Origin of the sequence: Pseudomonas sp. AG1028, from assembly GCF_007993955.1 — a bacterium.
GTDB classification, from domain to species: Bacteria; Pseudomonadota; Gammaproteobacteria; order Pseudomonadales; family Pseudomonadaceae; genus Aquipseudomonas; species Aquipseudomonas straminea.
The window spans coordinates 26,945-43,345 of sequence record NZ_VIVP01000009.1 but is presented as its reverse complement, the minus strand read 5'-3'; the positions used below and the strand labels follow the sequence as shown (position 1 = coordinate 43,345).

19 protein-coding genes and 1 pseudogene are annotated in these 16,401 nt (G+C 59.7%); 4 read left to right on the top strand and 16 right to left on the bottom strand.

The features are described 5' to 3' along the window. Positions 1 to 41 precede the first annotated feature (41 nt). The 14 genes from queC to aspS form a co-directional block, all read right to left on the bottom strand. A complete protein-coding gene (gene queC / locus FB481_RS15960; RefSeq protein WP_093502737.1) occupies positions 42 to 716 on the bottom strand; it encodes a 7-cyano-7-deazaguanine synthase QueC in 675 nt (224 codons plus the stop codon). 1 nt (position 717) lies between these two features. Beyond that, a complete protein-coding gene (gene queE / locus FB481_RS15955; RefSeq protein ID WP_093502735.1) occupies positions 718 to 1,365 on the bottom strand; it encodes a 7-carboxy-7-deazaguanine synthase QueE in 648 nt (215 codons plus the stop codon). Between the two features lie 175 nt (positions 1,366 to 1,540). Further along, entirely contained in the window at positions 1,541 to 2,347 is an 807-nt protein-coding gene (gene ybgF, locus FB481_RS15950; protein ID WP_093502733.1) for a tol-pal system protein YbgF, read from the bottom strand. Between the two features lie 6 nt (positions 2,348 to 2,353). Further along, complete coding sequence (gene pal / locus FB481_RS15945; RefSeq protein ID WP_093502731.1) at positions 2,354 to 2,851, bottom strand: peptidoglycan-associated lipoprotein Pal; 498 nt, start codon at positions 2,849 to 2,851, stop codon at positions 2,354 to 2,356. Positions 2,852 to 2,908: 57 nt separating this feature from the next. After that, on the bottom strand, positions 2,909 to 4,207 hold the full coding sequence (tolB, locus tag FB481_RS15940) for a Tol-Pal system beta propeller repeat protein TolB (protein ID WP_147176987.1): 1,299 nt from the start codon (positions 4,205 to 4,207) through the stop codon (positions 2,909 to 2,911). Next, positions 4,204 to 5,223 (bottom strand): cell envelope integrity protein TolA, encoded by a 1,020-nt coding sequence (gene tolA, locus FB481_RS15935; RefSeq protein WP_027904827.1) that lies wholly within the window; start codon positions 5,221 to 5,223, stop codon positions 4,204 to 4,206. The genes tolB and tolA overlap by 4 nt, the downstream gene beginning before the upstream one ends. Next, complete coding sequence (gene tolR, locus FB481_RS15930; protein WP_013790639.1) at positions 5,220 to 5,678, bottom strand: protein TolR; 459 nt, start codon at positions 5,676 to 5,678, stop codon at positions 5,220 to 5,222. The genes tolA and tolR overlap by 4 nt, the downstream gene beginning before the upstream one ends. Before the next feature lie 33 nt (positions 5,679 to 5,711). Then, positions 5,712 to 6,383, bottom strand: coding sequence for a protein TolQ (tolQ, locus tag FB481_RS15925; RefSeq protein WP_036986435.1), 672 nt, complete (start codon positions 6,381 to 6,383; stop codon positions 5,712 to 5,714). 32 nt (positions 6,384 to 6,415) lie between these two features. Next, on the bottom strand, positions 6,416 to 6,871 hold the full coding sequence (ybgC, locus tag FB481_RS15920; RefSeq protein ID WP_093502729.1) for a tol-pal system-associated acyl-CoA thioesterase: 456 nt from the start codon (positions 6,869 to 6,871) through the stop codon (positions 6,416 to 6,418). Positions 6,872 to 6,921: 50 nt separating this feature from the next. Then, a complete protein-coding gene (gene ruvB / locus FB481_RS15915) occupies positions 6,922 to 7,977 on the bottom strand; it encodes a Holliday junction branch migration DNA helicase RuvB (protein WP_147176986.1) in 1,056 nt (351 codons plus the stop codon). Next, entirely contained in the window at positions 7,978 to 8,583 is a 606-nt protein-coding gene (gene ruvA / locus FB481_RS15910; protein WP_013790635.1) for a Holliday junction branch migration protein RuvA, read from the bottom strand. Positions 8,584 to 8,667: 84 nt separating this feature from the next. Further along, the gene (gene ruvC, locus FB481_RS15905; protein ID WP_075932110.1) at positions 8,668 to 9,192 is read right to left on the bottom strand and encodes a crossover junction endodeoxyribonuclease RuvC; all 525 of its coding nucleotides are present in this window, start codon (positions 9,190 to 9,192) and stop codon (positions 8,668 to 8,670) included. Positions 9,193 to 9,378: 186 nt separating this feature from the next. Next, positions 9,379 to 10,125, bottom strand: a complete 747-nt coding sequence (locus FB481_RS15900; RefSeq protein ID WP_119693537.1) for a YebC/PmpR family DNA-binding transcriptional regulator — start codon at positions 10,123 to 10,125, stop codon at positions 9,379 to 9,381. A 100-nt stretch (positions 10,126 to 10,225) separates the two neighbouring features. After that, entirely contained in the window at positions 10,226 to 12,001 is a 1,776-nt protein-coding gene (aspS, locus tag FB481_RS15895) for an aspartate--tRNA ligase (protein WP_093502723.1), read from the bottom strand. A 284-nt stretch (positions 12,002 to 12,285) separates the two neighbouring features. On the opposite strand from aspS, the gene FB481_RS15890 reads away from it, so the two are divergent. The 3 genes and pseudogenes from FB481_RS15890 (at position 12,286) to FB481_RS23215 (ending at position 13,598) form a co-directional block, all read left to right on the top strand. Continuing rightward, on the top strand, positions 12,286 to 12,756 hold the full coding sequence (locus tag FB481_RS15890; protein WP_093502721.1) for a Dps family protein: 471 nt from the start codon (positions 12,286 to 12,288) through the stop codon (positions 12,754 to 12,756). Positions 12,757 to 12,998: 242 nt separating this feature from the next. Continuing rightward, positions 12,999 to 13,316: pseudogene (locus FB481_RS23440) on the top strand (cold shock domain-containing protein membrane protein); the annotation flags it as partial. 57 nt (positions 13,317 to 13,373) lie between these two features. Further along, positions 13,374 to 13,598 carry a cold-shock protein gene (locus tag FB481_RS23215; protein WP_167359775.1) on the top strand — a complete coding sequence of 75 codons (225 nt, stop codon included), beginning with the start codon at positions 13,374 to 13,376 and terminating at the stop codon, positions 13,596 to 13,598. Positions 13,599 to 13,656: 58 nt separating this feature from the next. Here FB481_RS23215 and FB481_RS15880 read toward each other — a convergent pair whose 3' ends face one another. Continuing rightward, positions 13,657 to 13,863, bottom strand: coding sequence for a SlyX family protein (locus FB481_RS15880; RefSeq protein ID WP_147176984.1), 207 nt, complete (start codon positions 13,861 to 13,863; stop codon positions 13,657 to 13,659). Further along, positions 13,864 to 14,289: an HIT domain-containing protein gene (locus tag FB481_RS15875; RefSeq protein ID WP_147176983.1), complete on the bottom strand. Its 426-nt coding sequence runs from the start codon at positions 14,287 to 14,289 to the stop codon at positions 13,864 to 13,866. A 644-nt stretch (positions 14,290 to 14,933) separates the two neighbouring features. On the opposite strand from FB481_RS15875, the gene FB481_RS15870 reads away from it, so the two are divergent. Next, positions 14,934 to 16,190, top strand: a complete 1,257-nt coding sequence (locus FB481_RS15870; protein WP_147176982.1) for an OprD family porin — start codon at positions 14,934 to 14,936, stop codon at positions 16,188 to 16,190. The last annotated feature ends 211 nt before the right edge of the window (positions 16,191 to 16,401 follow it).

Genomic DNA, 16,401 nt, shown 5'->3' with positions numbered 1-16,401 from the left:
CAACACCCGCCGAAAACTTTTTTACTGCCCCTGCATTCTTTTCACTGATAGCGCGTTGGGTCAGGCATACCGGCCGCCACAAAACCCGCTGCGCGCAGCCTACAGCTGTCGCACTTGCCGCAGGCACGACCATCGACATCGGCCAGGTAGCAGGAAACGGTGAGGCCGTAATCGACCCCCAGACGCGAGCCTGCCTGCACGATCTCGGCTTTGCTGAGCATCTGCAGCGGCGCCTGGATACGAACGCGCCGCCCTTCCACACCCATCTTGGTCGCCAGGTTGGCCATGTGCTCGAACGCGCTGACGAACTCCGGTCGACAATCCGGGTAGCCCGAATAGTCCACCGCATTGACACCGATAAAGATGTCCTGGGCCTCCAGCACCTCGGCCCAACCCAGCGCCAGGGACAGGAACACGGTATTGCGAGCCGGTACATAGGTGACCGGAATGCCCGTGGTCGGGCTCTGCGGTACCTCGATGCTGGCATCGGTCAGCGCCGAACCACCGATACCATCGAGATTGATGCCGATGACCTTGTGCTCGACCACGCCGAGCTGGCGCGCCACCCGCTCGGCCGCCTGCAGCTCGGAGCGATGCCGCTGCCCGTAATCGAAACTCATGCTGTAGCAGCTGTAACCCTGCTCCCTGGCCATTGCCACCACAGTGGCGGAATCGAGGCCGCCCGACAGCAGGATGACCGCTTTCTTATCGCTCATGTCAATGCCCCGGCTCATCGTTCCAAAGAATCTTGTGCAACTGCAGCTGCATGCGTACCGGCAGGTTGTCCGCAATCACCCACTCGGCCAACTGGCGACCGCTGACCTGCCCATGGCTGGGCGAGAACAGCACTTCACCGACACGTGCGGGAAGGTCGTACTGAATGACCTTGCTCACCGACCAGTCGTAGTCCTCGCGCGAACAGATCACGAACTTGACCTGATCGCGCGGCTGCAGGTGCACGATATTCTCGTAGCGGTTGCGGCCCATTTCGGCCGAGCCCGGGGTTTTCAGGTCCACAACCTTGCTGACCCGAGGATCGACGGCGGCAACGTCCAGCGCTCCGCTGGTTTCCAGAGAAACGTCGTAGCCGGCATCGCACAGTTTTTCGAGCAGGGGGATGCAGTTGGGCTGCGCCAACGGCTCACCACCAGTCACGCAGACGTATCGCGGCCGGTAGCTCGCCACCTGTTCGAGAATGGCATCCAGGGTAAGTAACTCGCCGCCGCTGAAGGCATAGGCGGTGTCGCAGTATTGACAGCGCAGGGGGCAGCCGGTCAGGCGCACGAATACTGTCGGCAAGCCGGCGGTACGCGCTTCCCCCTGCAGCGAGAAGAAAATCTCGGTGATGCGCAGGGTATCTTTCATAGGGGCACCGGGCGTGACAGCTAAACAGGCCATCCGCCTCCGTTGCGAAAAAGGGCGGCAATTCTAAACGAAACACGCGGTGGCAGGCCATCGCTCAGAAGTCGCACGGTGGCCACCCATTTTCCAGGCATAAAAAACCCGCGACTGGCGCGGGTTTCTTGAATAAGCGTTCCGATCAGCGAATACGCTGCAGATCACGCTGCGCCAACTGAGCGGCAGAGGTGCCCGGATACTGGGCGATGACCTGCTGCAAGGTGCTCTTGGCCTTGTCGTTGTTGCCCATGCGGATTTCCACATCGGCCAGCTTATACAGTGAATCCGGCACCTTGCTGTGCTGCGGATAGGCTTGGCTGACCTTGGCGAATGCCTGGCTCGCGCCCTGCAGATCGCCCTTGGCGAGGTTAACCTCACCCAGCCAGTATTGCGCGTTGCCGGCGTACTGACTGTTGGGATAACGACGCAGGAAAGCGGCGAATGCCTGGCTTGCCTTGTCGAAATCCTTGGCTTTGATCAAGTCGAAAGCTGCATCGTAGAACAGCTTTTCCTTCGCAGGATCGGCCGGCTCGGCAGAGGCTTGCTGCCCTGCCTCGCCCGCACCTGCGGACGTACCACCGGCACCATTGCTGGCACCCGCGGTTTGAGAATTCTGTGTGGCGGGGCCACTACTCAGTCGTTTGTCGAGGTCCTGATAACGCTCCAGGCTTTCCTTCTTCAAACGCTGAATATCGTTCTGCTGCTCTTCGAGCATGCCACGCAGTTGCGCAATATCCTGCTGCATCTGCTGGAGCTGACTGAACAGCATGCCCTGCGCTGTAGATGGAGTTTGCACCCCACCTCCAGCGTAGGCGCCAGACGTGCCGTAACCGGCATTCGAGTTGCCACCACCGTTACCGGTGCTGCCATCTTGTACGGGCACCTGAGCAAAAGCCGCAAGCGGCAGACTCAGGACCATAGCGGTTACTACACGCTGGCAAATTCGCATATCGAATTACTTACGCAGCTCGACGCGACGGTTCTGGGCCCAGGACTGCTCGTCATTGCCAGTAGCAACCGGACGCTCTTCGCCGTAGGAAACCAGCTCCAGCTGAGCAGGGGAAACGCCCTGCAGAACCAGGTAACGCTGAACGGCCTTGGCGCGACGCTCGCCCAGAGCCATGTTGTATTCGCGGGTACCGCGCTCGTCAGCGTGGCCTTCCAGAACGACGCGAGCGCCGTTGGCTTTCAGGTCCTTGGCATGAACGTCCAGAGCGCGCATGGCTTCCGGCTTCAGGTCAGAGCTGTCGTATTCGAAGTAGAAAGTGGTGATAGCGCGCAGAGCGGCTTCTTCACTCAGGCTGCCATCAACGGCGCCGGTGTTAGCACCGTAGCCAGCGTTCGGATCTACAGCGCCTTCGCCAGCAGCGTCGCCGCCTTTGGAGGAACAGCCAACAGCCACGGCGAGAGCCAGGCTCAGTGCAGCAAACTTGCCAAATTTCAGCATTTCCATGTGTAACTCCTAATGAACCCCAGTGTGTTAAGCATCAAACAGGTAAAGCACCGCGCATCAGTTCAGGAAGGGGGACCAGGATGGCTCTCGAACTTCGCCTTGAGCGGTAGGTAGAGGGAGCCTAACGCGACCATTGGTGGACGCTAACATCAGGACTCCCCGCCCCTGCTGGCGGGTAGCGTAGATTATCATGGTGCCATTGGGCGCAACAGTAGGCGACTCATCCAAACTTGTATCTGAAAGAATGCGCAGATTGCCGCGTTCCAGGTCCTGAGCCGCTACCTTGAACACGGTGTAACCATCCTGGCGATGAATCATTACCAGGGTTTTTTCGTCAGCGGACAATTTAGGGTTGGCATTGTAATTACCGACGAAGGTCACTCGGTCGACCGCACCAGAATTGATGTTGGTCTTATAGATTTGCGGCTTGCCGGAACGGTCGGAGGTGAAATAGATGGTCTGGCCATCCTTGCCCCAGAACGGCTCGGTATCGATAGCCGAATTGTTGGTGATGCGACGCAGGTTACGCGAACCCATGTCCATTACGTAGATTTCCGGGTTGCCGTCACGCGACAGGGTGAACGCCAGCTTGCTGCCGTCCGGCGACCAGGCCGGCGCGCCATTTAGGCCTTCGAAGTTGGTGATCTGCTCGCGGCGACCGGTATCGACGTTTTGAACGAAGATGCGCGGGCGCTTCTGCTCGAACGACACATAGGCGATGCGTTTGCCATCGGAAGCGAAGGACGGCGACAGAATTGGCTCGCGCGACTGCAGCAGGGTCACGGCGCGGGCGCCGTCATAGTCCGAGCGTTGCAGGGTGTAGCGAGTGTTGTTCACACCGAAGCGCTCGGCCGTCACGTAGAGCATGCGTGTGGAGAAGGCACCCTTGACGCCGGTGAGCTTCTCGAACGACTGGTCAGCAATGTAGTGCGCCATGTCGCGCAGCTGATCGGTGCCGCCACCTACGGTGCCGGTCATCACCTGCTGCTCGGTCGCCACGTTGAACAGCGCGTATTGCACCTGCAGGCGCGCGCCATTGGGCACGATGTTGCCGACCAGTACGTACTGAGCACCGAGCGCCTTCCAGTCGCGGAAGATCAATTCGCTGGCCTGAGTCGGCAGGCTGATCATATTCTGGCGCGGAATCGGTTCGAACACGCCAGTGTTGCGCAGATCGTTACCGACGATGGTAGAGATGTCTTCGGGCAGCACATTGCCGCCCTGCCAGCCGAAAGGTACTACAGCAATGGGAGTGGCTCGATCAGTACCGGTACTGATGACCAAGGGATCAGCCGCTTGCACGGTACCGACCAGCATGGCCAGGCCCAGTACAACGATTCGCATCAGGGTATTCACAGACCTAAATCCTCCGGTTTGAAGACGGCACGACGCTGCCGGTAAAGCCGATCGAACGTGGCACGATCAAGTTGCTGCATTTCTGCAATACGCCCCACGTTGCGTACTGCCTGTACCGCTGAACTGTCGAAAGGCGCATCACCGCTGGAGCGACTCACACTGGCATTGGTGATGGTGCCATCGGGCAACATCTCGATAAGCACTTCAACGCTCATGCCATTGCGAGCGGACGGCGGACGTCGCCACTGCTCACTCACCAGTTTGACGATCAGATCATCAAGACTGCCGGCGACCTGGTCACCCTGGGTCTCTGCCAGCGCCTGCTGACGCTCAGTATCGTCGGACAGCAGCTCGGCCAGTGCCGCTGCCTTCTTGTCCTCGACCGCCTTGCGCTCTGCCGCCTGCGCCGCTTTCTTCTTGGCATCCTCGGCAGCCTTTTTCTTGGCTGCTTCAGCTGCCGCTTTCTTCTTCGCCTCTTCGGCTGCCTTTTTCTTGGCATCCTCGGCGGCTTTTTTCTTCGCTGCTTCGTCAGCGGCCTTTTTCTTCTCGGCCTCTTCCGCTGCTTTCTTCTTCGCCGCTACATCAGCGAGCTTCTTCTGCTCGGCAGCTTTCGCTGCGGCATCGGCCTCAGCCTTCTTGGCTGCATCGGCTTTTCGAGCCTCGTCGGCTTTCTTTTGTTCCGCCGCTTTGGCCTCTGCCTGCTTCTGAGCCTCAGCCTTGGCCTGAGCCTGTTTTTCGGCCTCGGCCTTTTTCTGTTCCAGCTGCTCGGTTTCGTATTGCGGCGCGGCAGTCTTCTTCGCTTCGCCGGCAATCTTCTGGTTGGTCTGAGTAGTGGCCTGGCTCTGCGACTTCAATTGGTACAGGGTAGCCTGCACGATCGGTTTTGCCGGCGGCAGCTCGGGTGCGAAGGCGAAACTGACGAACAACATGCCGAACATCAGCACGTGCAGCCCTACGGCCCAAACCACCGGCCAGAACAGGCTTTCCGAAGGTGAGCGTTCACGCTGCTGCATCAGGGCGCCTCGGTGATCAGGCCGACGTTACCCACGCCCGACTGCTGCAGGCCGCCCATGGCGGACATCACGGTGCCGTAATCGACGGCCTTGTCGCCGCGCACGAACACCTGCACCTGCTTACCCTGACTACGGCTCTGGTTGATGATGGCGGTCACTGCGCGGGTCATTTCATCCAGCGTCAGGGCGCGATCCTGAACCGTATCGGTGTCCACCTCGGTGCCCATGTTCCAGTAGTACGACTTGTCGGACTTGATGGAAATGGTCAGCACCTGGGAATCGTTATCCTGGGGCAGCACATCGCTGCTGACCTGCGGCAGGTCGACCTTGACGCCCTGGTTGAGCATCGGCGCCGTGACCATGAAGATGACCAGCAGCACCAACATCACGTCGATGTAGGGCACCACGTTCATCTCGGCGACGGGCTTGCGTCTGTTGCGAATTCTGGCTCTGGCCATGGTATTGAAACCTGTGTTGAGTGCGCCGGAAGCTTATTCTTCGCTGCTGTGTACTTTGCGGTGCAGGATCGCCTGGAATTCGTCGGCGAAGGTGTAGTAGCGGCCGATCAGCATTTCACCGCGAGCGGAGAAACGGTTGTAGGCGATGACCGCCGGGATGGCCGCGAACAGACCGATGGCCGTAGCGATCAGTGCCTCGGCAATACCTGGAGCGACGGTCGCCAGGGTGGCCTGCTGAACCTGCGCCAGGCCGCGGAAGGAGTTCATGATCCCCCATACGGTGCCGAACAGACCGATGTACGGGCTGGTGGAACCGACGGTGGCGAGGAACGGCAGGCTGGTTTCCAGCTTTTCTTCCTCACGGGAAATAGCCACGCGCATGGAACGGGCGACGCCGTCCATCACGGCGTCAGGATCCATGCCCGGCTGCTGGCGCAGGCGCGAGAACTCCTTAAACCCGGCGCGGAAGATCTGCTCCAGGCCCGAGTCCGGATCCGGGTTGCTGCCGGCCTGGCGATACAGCTTGGACAGGTCGATACCCGACCAGAAACGCTCCTCGAAGCTATCCAGCGAACGCTTGGCCGAGCGCAGGAAATTGCTGCGCTGGAAAATCATCACCCACGAGATGACCGAGGCGGCCACCAGGGTGAGCATCACCAACTGCACCACCAGACTGGCGTTGCTGATCAGACTCCACATCGACATGTGGTCAACGGCATTTGCGTTGGCTTGCACGCTTACTCTCCTGCAGTAGATGTACCGGCAACGTCACCCTGCCCTGCAAACGCCGTTCGCAGAGACGGGGACATGGCCCGGGGTTTGAAATTATCGGCGCGCACACAGGCCACCAGAAACTGCCCTTCGCAGAGCAGCACGTTATCTGCAACCCGCCTCACCTGTTGACGAAAGCGCAGGCTGGCACGGTTCAACTCATATACCTCGGCGCTGACTACCAGCTCGTCGTCCAGCCGCGCCGGCGCGTGGTAACGCGCTTCGCTGGAATGCACGACGAACAGCAGCCCCTCACCAGCCAGCGTCGATTGGGAAAAACCCAGTTCACGCAATCGCTCGGTACGGGCCCGCTCCATGAATTTGAGGTAGTTGACGTAATAGACCACTCCGCCCGCATCGGTGTCCTCGTAATAGACACGACAGCGATGTGCAAACGGCTGACCGGCATCTTGGGCGCGCATACTCTAGTGCCAGCCCCGTGTCTTGCCAATCGGGCGCGCAAGTATTTTTTTCATGGCGCGTGTCCATCGTTGAATAGGTCGAGCGTCGGGCGCTCGTCCATTCGCTTGGGAGCATTTAGGCCAAAGTGCAAATAGGCATGACGGGTCACAACACGTCCTCTGGGCGTGCGCATGATGTAACCCTGCTGAATCAGGTACGGCTCGAGCACGTCCTCGATGGTGTGGCGCTCTTCGCTGATCGCCGCTGCCAGACTGTCGACACCCACCGGGCCGCCATCGAACTTCTCGATCATGGTCAACAGCAGGCGACGATCCTGATGATCGAAGCCGCGCTCATCGACATCCAGCAGGTTCAACGCCAGGTCGGCGATCTGCTGGGTAATGGCGCCCTGGCCGCGCACTTCAGCGAAGTCGCGTACCCGGCGCAATAGGCGGTTGGCAATACGCGGCGTACCACGCGCTCGACGAGCAATCTCCACGGCGCCGCGCGCTTCGATGGGCAGACCAAGGATGCCAGCGGCACGGCTGACGATGGTGGCCAGGTCCTCGGTGCTGTAGAACTCCAGGCGCTGGACGATCCCGAAACGGTCGCGCAGCGGATTGGTGAGCATGCCGGCGCGAGTGGTGGCGCCGACCAGGGTGAACGGCGGCAGATCCAGCTTGATCGAGCGGGCCGCCGGGCCTTCGCCAATCATGATATCGAGCTGGAAATCTTCCATCGCCGGGTATAGGACTTCCTCGACGATGGGCGAGAGACGATGGATTTCATCGATGAACAGCACGTCGCCCGGTTCGAGATTGGTCAACAAGGCCGCAAGGTCACCCGGGCGCTCGAGCACCGGACCCGATGTGCTTTTGATGGAGACCTGCATTTCCTGGGCGATGATGTTGGCCAGGGTGGTCTTGCCAAGGCCAGGCGGGCCGAAGATCAGGGTGTGATCGAGTGATTCCTTGCGCCCACGCGCCGCCTGGATGAACAACTCCATCTGCTCGCGCACCACCGGTTGACCGATGTACTCGGCCAACTTGAGCGGACGAATGGCGCGGTCGACCTGCTCGTCGCGGTCGCGACTGCCCGCCGTCACCAACCTGTCGGCATCGAGCATCTAGAGCATTCCTTTCAGCGCGCGGCGGATCATGTCTTCACTACTCAATCCATCTTCTTTGACTGCCGAAACGGCGCGACTGGCTTCCTGAGGCTTGTAGCCCAGCGAGATAAGCGCACTCACCGCATCATTCTCCGCGCTTGAGACTGCGCCTCCAGCACGAGGTTCAACCACCAGTGGCGCCATGCCAGGCACCGCTTCCCAGGCCTTGAAGCGATCCTTGAGCTCGACCAGCAGACGCTCGGCGGTCTTCTTGCCGACGCCGGGAATCTTCACCAGCGCGGCGGTATCCTGAGCTTGCACACAGCGCACCAGCTCGTCGATTTCCAACCCGGACATCAACGCCAGTGCGAGCTTCGGGCCGACGCCGTTGAGGCGGATCAGCTCACGAAACAGCTCGCGCTCGCGCTTCTCGAAAAAGCCGTACAGCAGGTGAGCATCCTCGCGCACCACCAGATGGGTGTGCAGGGTCAGCGGCTCGCCTACGGGGGGCAAACGGTACAACGTGGTCATGGGGACTTCCAGCTCATAGCCCAGACCATTCACATCCAGAATCAAATGCGGCGGCTGCTTTTCCGCCAGGGTGCCGCGTAAACGTCCGATCACCGACGCATTCCTCACATAGAAGATTCAATACCGTTCAAGGTCACGCGCAGCTCGCAACAAGCCGCTACCGACCAGAACGAATACTTATAAACGAAGCCGGCCGCCGCGCCGTTTGGCGCTAGCCAGGCCATGGGGAATCAGGCTTTGCCGGTGGTGGGCGTGGCACAGAGCGATCCCCAGGGCATCGGAGGCATCGATCTGCGGCTTCTTCACCAGCTTGAGTAAGTGCATGACCATCATCTGCACCTGTTCCTTGTCGGCGCCGCCAGTGCCGACCACCGCCTGCTTGACCTGGGTGGCGGTGTACTCGCTGACCTCCAGGCCCGCCTCGACCGCAGCGACGATGGCCGCGCCGCGCGCCTGGCCTAGCTTGAGCGCGGAATCGGCGTTGCGCGCCATGAATACCTGCTCGATGCCCATGGTCACTGGGCCGAAGGTGCGGATCACCTCGCTCACGCCACGAAACACGATCTGCAAGCGCTCGGCCAACGGCCCGGCGCCGGTACGAATGCACCCTGAGGCCACGTACTCGCAGGTACGCCCGGTATCGCGTATCACCCCGTAGCCGGTAATGCGGGAACCGGGGTCGATTCCCAGAATCAGCGTCATGCCCGTCATCCACCTGTGGCCTGGCAGCCACACTGTCTATTTATCCAGGCGCGAGTATAGGGGCCTCAGGCAGCAGCCGTCACTCAAAGGATTCGCCCAGCCATCCGAACTGCCGGCCACCGAACGCGCCCATAAAAAAGCCGGAAGCGCGCAACGGCAAACTTCCGGCTCGGATACAGCGACGGATCAGCCGAGCTGCTCCATGATTTCGTCGGAGACTTCGGCGTTGTGGTAGACGTTCTGCACGTCGTCCAAGTCCTCGAGCATGTCGATCAGCTTGAAGACTTTCTGCGCCGTTTCCAGATCGGTGATCGGCGCACTGATCGACGGGATCATGGCGATCTCCGCCTCCTCGGCCTTGAAGCCGGCAGCTGCCAGGGCTTCGTTGACGGCGTGAAACTCGGTGAAGCTGGTCGACACCAGGGCTGCGCCCTCCTCGCCCATCTCCACATCGTCGGCTCCGGCCTCGAGCGCCGCTTCCATCAGGGCGTCTTCGTCCACCGAGGCAAAGCTGATCTGCCCCTTGCGCTCGAACATGTAGGCGACCGAACCGTCGGTACCCAGGTTGCCACCGCACTTGGTGAAAGCGTGACGTACCTCGGCAGCGGTACGGTTACGGTTGTCGGTCATCACTTCGACAATGATCGCCACTCCGCTCGGTGCATAACCCTCGTAGCTGAATTCGACGACGTTGTCGGCTTCGTTATTGCCAGCGCCTCGTGCGATGGCACGATCGATCACGTCACGCGACATGTTGTTGGTCAGCGCCTTGTCGACGGCCAGACGCAGGCGCGGGTTGTCCGCCGGGATCGGCCCGCCGTGCTTGGCAGCGACCGTCAGCTCACGAATCAGCTTGGTGAAGATCTTGCCGCGCTTGGCGTCCTGACGCCCCTTGCGGTGCTTGATGTTGGCCCATTTGGAATGACCGGCCATATTCAACTCCAACTTTTTGCTTGGTTGCGAAGGTGTGAGAGTTCGAGTCTCTCCCCCCATTACACAGAGAAGCCTGGATAACCAGGCTTCTTGTGTCGGCTTATTCGGCCTTGGGTTGCTCGCGCAGGCGAATATGCAATTCACGCAGCGACTTGCCATCCACCACACCCGGCGCCTGAGTCATGACGCAGGCCGCGCTCTGGGTTTTCGGGAAGGCGATGACTTCGCGAATCGAGCTGGCACCGGTCATCAGCATCACCAGGCGGTCAAGGCCAAAGGCCAGGCCACCATGGGGCGGCGCACCGTACTTGAGGGCGTCGAGCAGGAAGCCGAACTTCTCCTGCTGCTCTTCTTCACTGATGCCCAACACGCGGAACACGGTCTGCTGCATGGCCTTGTCATGGATACGGATCGAACCGCCGCCCAACTCGGTACCGTTCAGTACCAGGTCATAAGCGCGCGACAGGGCGGCGGCCGGGTTGGCCTCCAGCTCTTGTGGCGAGCACTTGGGCGAGGTGAACGGGTGGTGCATGGCGGTCAGGCTGCCGTCGTCGTTCTCTTCGAACATTGGGAAGTCGACGACCCACAGCGGCGCCCACTCAGCAGTCAGCAGATTCAGATCGTGGCCGAGCTTGATGCGCAGTGCACCCAGGGCATCACAGACCACCTTGGCGCGGTCGGCACCGAAGAACACGATGTCACCGTCCACGGCACCAACGCGATCAAGAATGGTATTGAGGTTCGGTTCGGCGATGTTCTTGACGATCGGCGACTGCAGACCTTCCACGCCCTTGGCGCGCTCGTTGACCTTGATGTAGGCCAGGCCCTTGGCGCCGTAGTTGCCGACGAACTTGGTGTAGTCGTCGATCTGCTTGCGCGGCATGCTCGCCCCGCCCGGTACGCGCAGCGCGGCAACGCGACCTTTCGGGTCGTTGGCCGGGCCGGAGAAGACCTTGAAGTCGACGTCCTTGAGCTGATCGGCAACGTCGACCAGCTCCATCGGGATACGCAGGTCCGGCTTGTCGGAACCGAAACGACGCATGGCGTCGGCCAGGGTCATGTGCGGCAGTTCGCCGAACTCGACGTCCAGCACTTCCTTGAACAGATTGCGGATCATGGTCTCGGTGAGGTGCATGATCTCGGCTTCGCCCAGGAAGCTGGTCTCGATGTCGATCTGGGTGAATTCCGGCTGACGGTCGGCACGCAGGTCTTCGTCGCGGAAGCACTTGGCGATCTGGTAGTAGCGGTCGAAGCCGGCCACCATCAACAGCTGCTTGAACAGCTGCGGCGACTGCGGCAGGGCGAAGAAGCTACCCGCGTGGGTACGGCTCGGCACCAGGTAATCACGGGCGCCTTCGGGGGTGGCTCGAGTGAGGATCGGCGTTTCGACGTCCAGGAAGCCATTGTCGTCCAGGTAACGACGGATGCTTGAGGTGATGCGCGAGCGCAGCTTGAGCTTCTCGGCCATTTCCGGGCGACGCAGGTCGATGAAGCGATAACGCAGGCGCGTCTCCTCACCCACATCGGTGTATTCGTTGAGCGGGAACGGCGGGGTTTCCGCTTCGTTCAGCACTTCCAGCTCGTAACCCAGCACTTCGATGGCGCCGGACGCCATGTTGGCATTGCGCGCACCTTCGGGACGCAGACGCACCTTGCCGGTGATCTTCACCACGTACTCGCTGCGCACGCGGTCGGCCTTGGCGAAGGTGTCGGCACGATCCGGATCGAACACCACCTGAGCCAGGCCTTCGCGGTCACGAATATCGAGGAAGATAACGCCACCGTGGTCACGACGACGGTGAACCCATCCACACAGGGTGATTTCCTGGCCATCCAGGCTTTCGTTCAACTGGCCGCAATAGTGGCTGCGCATCATGATCGGGTTCGCTTCTCTGATCGGTTCTGGATTCGTCGACATCGCCTACCAAAAGGGCAAGGCGCCTGAGCCGCACGCGTGAAAAGGGCGGAATTATATAGGCTTTATTGACAAGGCGCAGCACGTGATGCGCGCCACCGCCCAGGCAAATGAGCTGAACCCGTTAGCCGCGATTGATTCAAAGCATGATCGTCATTGAGACGAAGCCGACGCATGTGACGAACGGTCATGATAGGATTTTTGCCATCGACCTTTTAACCATTGGCCCAATCAGGAGAGCCCCCATGGAAATCAATATCGGCATCGCCGAACAGGATCGCGAAGCCATCGCCGAAGGCCTGTCGCGCCTGCTCGCAGACACCTACACGCTGTACCTGAAAACCCATAACTTCCACTGGAACGTCACCGGCCCGATGTTCAACACCCTGCACCTGATGTTCGAGGCGCAGTACACCGAGCTGGCACTGGCGGTCGACGCCATCGCCGAGCGCATTCGCGCGCTGGGCTTCCCGGCGCCGGGCACCTACGCCGCCTATGCCCGCCTCTCCTCCATCAAGGAAGAAGAAGGCGTGCCGAACGCTGACGAGATGATCAAGCTGCTGGTGCAGGGCCAGGAAGCGGTGGTACGCACTGCGCGCGGTATCTTCCCGCTGCTCGACAAGGTCAGCGACGAGCCGACCGCCGATCTGCTGACCCAGCGCATGCAGGTCCACGAAAAAACCGCGTGGATGCTGCGCAGCCTGCTGGCTGCCTGATCGCTCCGCCAACAGGGCTGCCACGGCAGCCCTGTTTCGTTTCAGCCAGACACAGCCACTGCATAGCGCCGCCCATTTGAGTAGCCCTTCTCTTTGCTGTTAAATACGCCCCGTGCCGCCATCCCGACTCATGGGCCGGCGCATAGGCTGGCCCTCCCGAACCTTCATCGCCCTTACGTCACGGCAAATCGCGTGGAGCCAGCTGTTCCTGGTGATCCTTTTATCGAGTGAGTGCGTTGAACATGTTTAAAATCGTCCACCTGCTGGTGGGGCTGTCGGCCCTGCTGTTATCCATCGCCCCCGGCCTAAATGACGGCCAGTCGTTCCTGCAACACCCCGATGCGCTGTGCCTGGCGCTGTTTGGCTTTCTCAACCTGGTTCTGGCTACGCAATTTCCGCTGTGGCACAGCAACGCCCGTCAGCATCTGCAAAACCTGGCATGCGCCCTGCTGATCCTCGGCACCCTGCTGCAAGCACTGATCCTGCTCGCACCTCTGCCGCTGATCGCCGAGCAACCTGCCCTGCTGTTCAGCCTACTGATCATCTCTCTGGCCGTTGCTCTGCACCTGGGCACCAACCTGCGCTTCGACAGAAAGAAGTCCGTACCGCAGCAAGACCTGGGCGACCGAGAAACCGGCACCGTGAAGTGGTTCAACACCTCGAAGGGGTTCGGCTTCATTTCCCGCGATGCTGGCGAAGACATCTTCGTGCACTTCCGTGCGATCCGCGGCGAAGGTCACCGCGTTCTAGTGGAAGGCCAACGCGTAGAGTTTTCCGTGATGCAGCGCGACAAGGGCCTGCAGGCAGAAGACGTGATCGCCGCCCTGCCGACACGGCGCTGATCCGCCAGCCAACGAAAAGCCCCGCGATGCGGGGCTTTTTCATTTATGGCGCCCGCTCTCAATAATGGGGCGGCGGCGCCTCATCTTGCGAGGCACTGAAGGGGCTGACTTCCTCCTGACGCTTGGCCAGCGCCTGGATTTGCACCTGCAAGCGCTCGATCAGCTTTTGCTGCTCCACCAACGCGTCATTCAGGGCCTGGATGGTGTCATCCTGAAAAGCCTGACGGCTTTCCAGCTCGACGATGCGTTCTTCGAGCGTCGTCATTCAAACCTCCCCGACACGATACTGACGCGGCATGGCAGAGCGCAGCTTGTCACGCAGAACAGCTACCTGCACCTCATCATAGGGCTTGGCCGGATGTCGCCCCCACACCGGAGCCGGCCAGGCATCATCGGTGCGGTAGCGCACGATCACATGCATATGCAGCTGACTGACCACATTGCCCAGGGTGGCGATATTGATCTTATCGGCCTTGAACGCATCCTTGAGCACCTCGCCCAGCAGCGCGGTTTCTGCCCACAACGCCTGCTGGTCCTCGGCACTGAGCTGAAATACTTCAGTGACATCCTCACGGCGCGGCACCAGAATGAACCATGGGTAACGGGCATCGTTACTGAGCAGCACGCGACTCAGCGGCAGATCCCCCAGCACGAAGGTGTCCTGCTGCAGACGCGAATCCAGTACGAACATTTGCTCACCTCATCTCGACAAACCGCCCACTAAGAGGCCGCCAATAGAGGCGGCAGCATACCCGTCAAGGTATTGAAAATTAACCCCGAACAAGCGCACCAAAACCATGCACACCTTCACTACTGCGCGCACCATATTGTTTCCCAAAGTAAACATTCGGCCTTGACCGAAGTCGCCAAGTAAAACTCATTATCAACAAAATACGCACATAAATAGCTAGCTACTAAAAAGCACACTAACCAGCTCGCTAAAAATCGAATGATTACGTCGACAATCTGTACTTTCCAGCGATAAAAAGTAGTTTGGCGCCATTATTTACAGGCTCTTCAGGATTTTGAGCACGCCTTTTGCTTATAAGCTCGCAGCGCTCCCTGATGGGGCTCCGCGGTAACGCTTGGAGGCCCTGTAATAGAGCTGTAAACCGTTGGATGGTACTTAGCAGGTAGGATTTACCTGATTGCGACCTGCGGCTTGTGCTTAGTGACGGACGCGTAGGTTGCAACGAAATGGATAGATCGAAACTATCGCCAATACAAAGCGCCGTGCTATAAGTTCCATCCGACACAAAAAGAAATAGAGCTGCTCGCCATAACAACCTTATTGAGCAGCGGAAGTACTCTTCTAAACCAAAGGAGCAAATCACGATGCGAGTGATGAAGTGGAGCGTAATCGCCCTGGCTGTGGCCGCGGGTACCTCTCAGATGGCAGTGGCGTCGGAGCAGTCCGAGTCAAAGGGTTTCGTTGAAGACAGCACCCTGTCGCTCCTGGCGCGCAGCATGTACTACAACCGTGATGCCCGTAATGGTGCTTCTCGCGGCGCCAAAGAAAACGGCTACTCCGAGGAGTGGGGCGCCAGCGCCCGCGCACTGTTCGAATCCGGCTTTACCCAAGGCACTGTTGGCTTCGGCGTCAACGCTTATGCCGGCGCACTTTGGCAGCTGGACACTGGTGGTGGCCGCCGCGGCCTCGGCATGTTCCCGGAAAACGAAGGCAAGGATCTGAGCATCGCCAACGCTGCAGTCAAAGCGCGTTTTTCCAGCACCACACTGACCTATGGCTCGCAAATGCCAGCCCTGCCGGTCCTCGCTTACGATGACGGCCGTCTGCTGCCAGAAACCTTTGAAGGCACCATGATCACCAGCAAAGAGATCGAAGGTCTCGAGCTGAATGTGGGCCGCTTCACTGCACAAAACGCGATGAACCAGTCCGGTCGCGACAGCTACGACGACGGCGTCCTGAAGTCCATCAATGTGGCAGGTGGCTCTTACGCCTTTACCAAGGACCTCAGCGCCGCCCTGTACTACAGCGACTTGGAAGATCACTACAAGCGCAAGTACGCAAACCTGAACTACAACCTACCGCTCACCGAAGAACAAGCTCTGGGCTTCGACTTCAACATCTACAAGAGCGATTACGACAGCAAGTTCGGCGGTGGTGACAACACCATTTGGAGCCTGCAGGCCAAGTATAGCGTTGGCGCACACGCTTTCATCCTGGCTCATCAGCGTAACACTGGTGACCGCGGCTTCGACTACGGCGTAGGTGATGGTGGTGGCTCGATATTCGTTGCTAACAGCTTCCTCTCTGACTTCAACCAAGAAGGCGAGCGCAGCTGGCAAGCAAGCTACGAGCTGGATTTTGCCACCTACGGCATTCCAGGTCTGAGCTTCAAAACCGCTTACATCTGGGCTGACAACATCAAGACCGCTGAAAGTGGTAATGGTAAAGAGCACGAGTTCTTCAACCAGGTTAAATACACCGTTCAGAGTGGCCCTGCTAAAGATCTCTCCTTCCGCCTGCGCGGCTCGGTTCTGCGTGCCAACTCGGATGTCAACGACCAATACATCAGCGACACCAACGAAGTTCGCTTCTACGTGAACTACCCGCTGAGCGTTCTGTAATCTCGCGCAAGCCTGATCGCAGTTCAGAAAACCCGGCTCCGGCCGGGTTTTTTTATTACCGCTCAAAAAACAATGCAGGCAACGACCCACAAACAAGCAGCCACTCTAAAAAAGCCAAATCACCAGCAATCCCCTCCCATCCTGTACGCCACCTGCCTCGCGCCGTACAATGCCGAGCCATAAAATCCCCCTTCGCAACCGACAGAACGGC

Coding starts and splice junctions, on each gene's coding strand:
- FB481_RS15870 (WP_147176982.1), top strand. CDS start 14,934: ATGCGAGTGATGAAGTGGAGCGTAATCGCCCTGGCTGTGGCCGCGGGT.
- FB481_RS15880 (WP_147176984.1), bottom strand. CDS start 13,863: ATGACGACGCTCGAAGAACGCATCGTCGAGCTGGAAAGCCGTCAGGCT.
- ybgC (WP_093502729.1), bottom strand. CDS start 6,871: ATGCGCGCCCAAGATGCCGGTCAGCCGTTTGCACATCGCTGTCGTGTC.
- tolQ (WP_036986435.1), bottom strand. CDS start 6,383: ATGTCGATGTGGAGTCTGATCAGCAACGCCAGTCTGGTGGTGCAGTTG.
- FB481_RS15900 (WP_119693537.1), bottom strand. CDS start 10,125: ATGGCCGGTCATTCCAAATGGGCCAACATCAAGCACCGCAAGGGGCGT.
- queC (WP_093502737.1), bottom strand. CDS start 716: ATGAGCGATAAGAAAGCGGTCATCCTGCTGTCGGGCGGCCTCGATTCC.
- queE (WP_093502735.1), bottom strand. CDS start 1,365: ATGAAAGATACCCTGCGCATCACCGAGATTTTCTTCTCGCTGCAGGGG.
- ruvC (WP_075932110.1), bottom strand. CDS start 9,192: ATGACGCTGATTCTGGGAATCGACCCCGGTTCCCGCATTACCGGCTAC.
- ybgF (WP_093502733.1), bottom strand. CDS start 2,347: ATGCGAATTTGCCAGCGTGTAGTAACCGCTATGGTCCTGAGTCTGCCG.
- ruvB (WP_147176986.1), bottom strand. CDS start 7,977: ATGCTCGATGCCGACAGGTTGGTGACGGCGGGCAGTCGCGACCGCGAC.
- FB481_RS15890 (WP_093502721.1), top strand. CDS start 12,286: ATGGAAATCAATATCGGCATCGCCGAACAGGATCGCGAAGCCATCGCC.
- tolR (WP_013790639.1), bottom strand. CDS start 5,678: ATGGCCAGAGCCAGAATTCGCAACAGACGCAAGCCCGTCGCCGAGATG.
- FB481_RS15875 (WP_147176983.1), bottom strand. CDS start 14,289: ATGTTCGTACTGGATTCGCGTCTGCAGCAGGACACCTTCGTGCTGGGG.
- aspS (WP_093502723.1), bottom strand. CDS start 12,001: ATGATGCGCAGCCACTATTGCGGCCAGTTGAACGAAAGCCTGGATGGC.
- pal (WP_093502731.1), bottom strand. CDS start 2,851: ATGGAAATGCTGAAATTTGGCAAGTTTGCTGCACTGAGCCTGGCTCTC.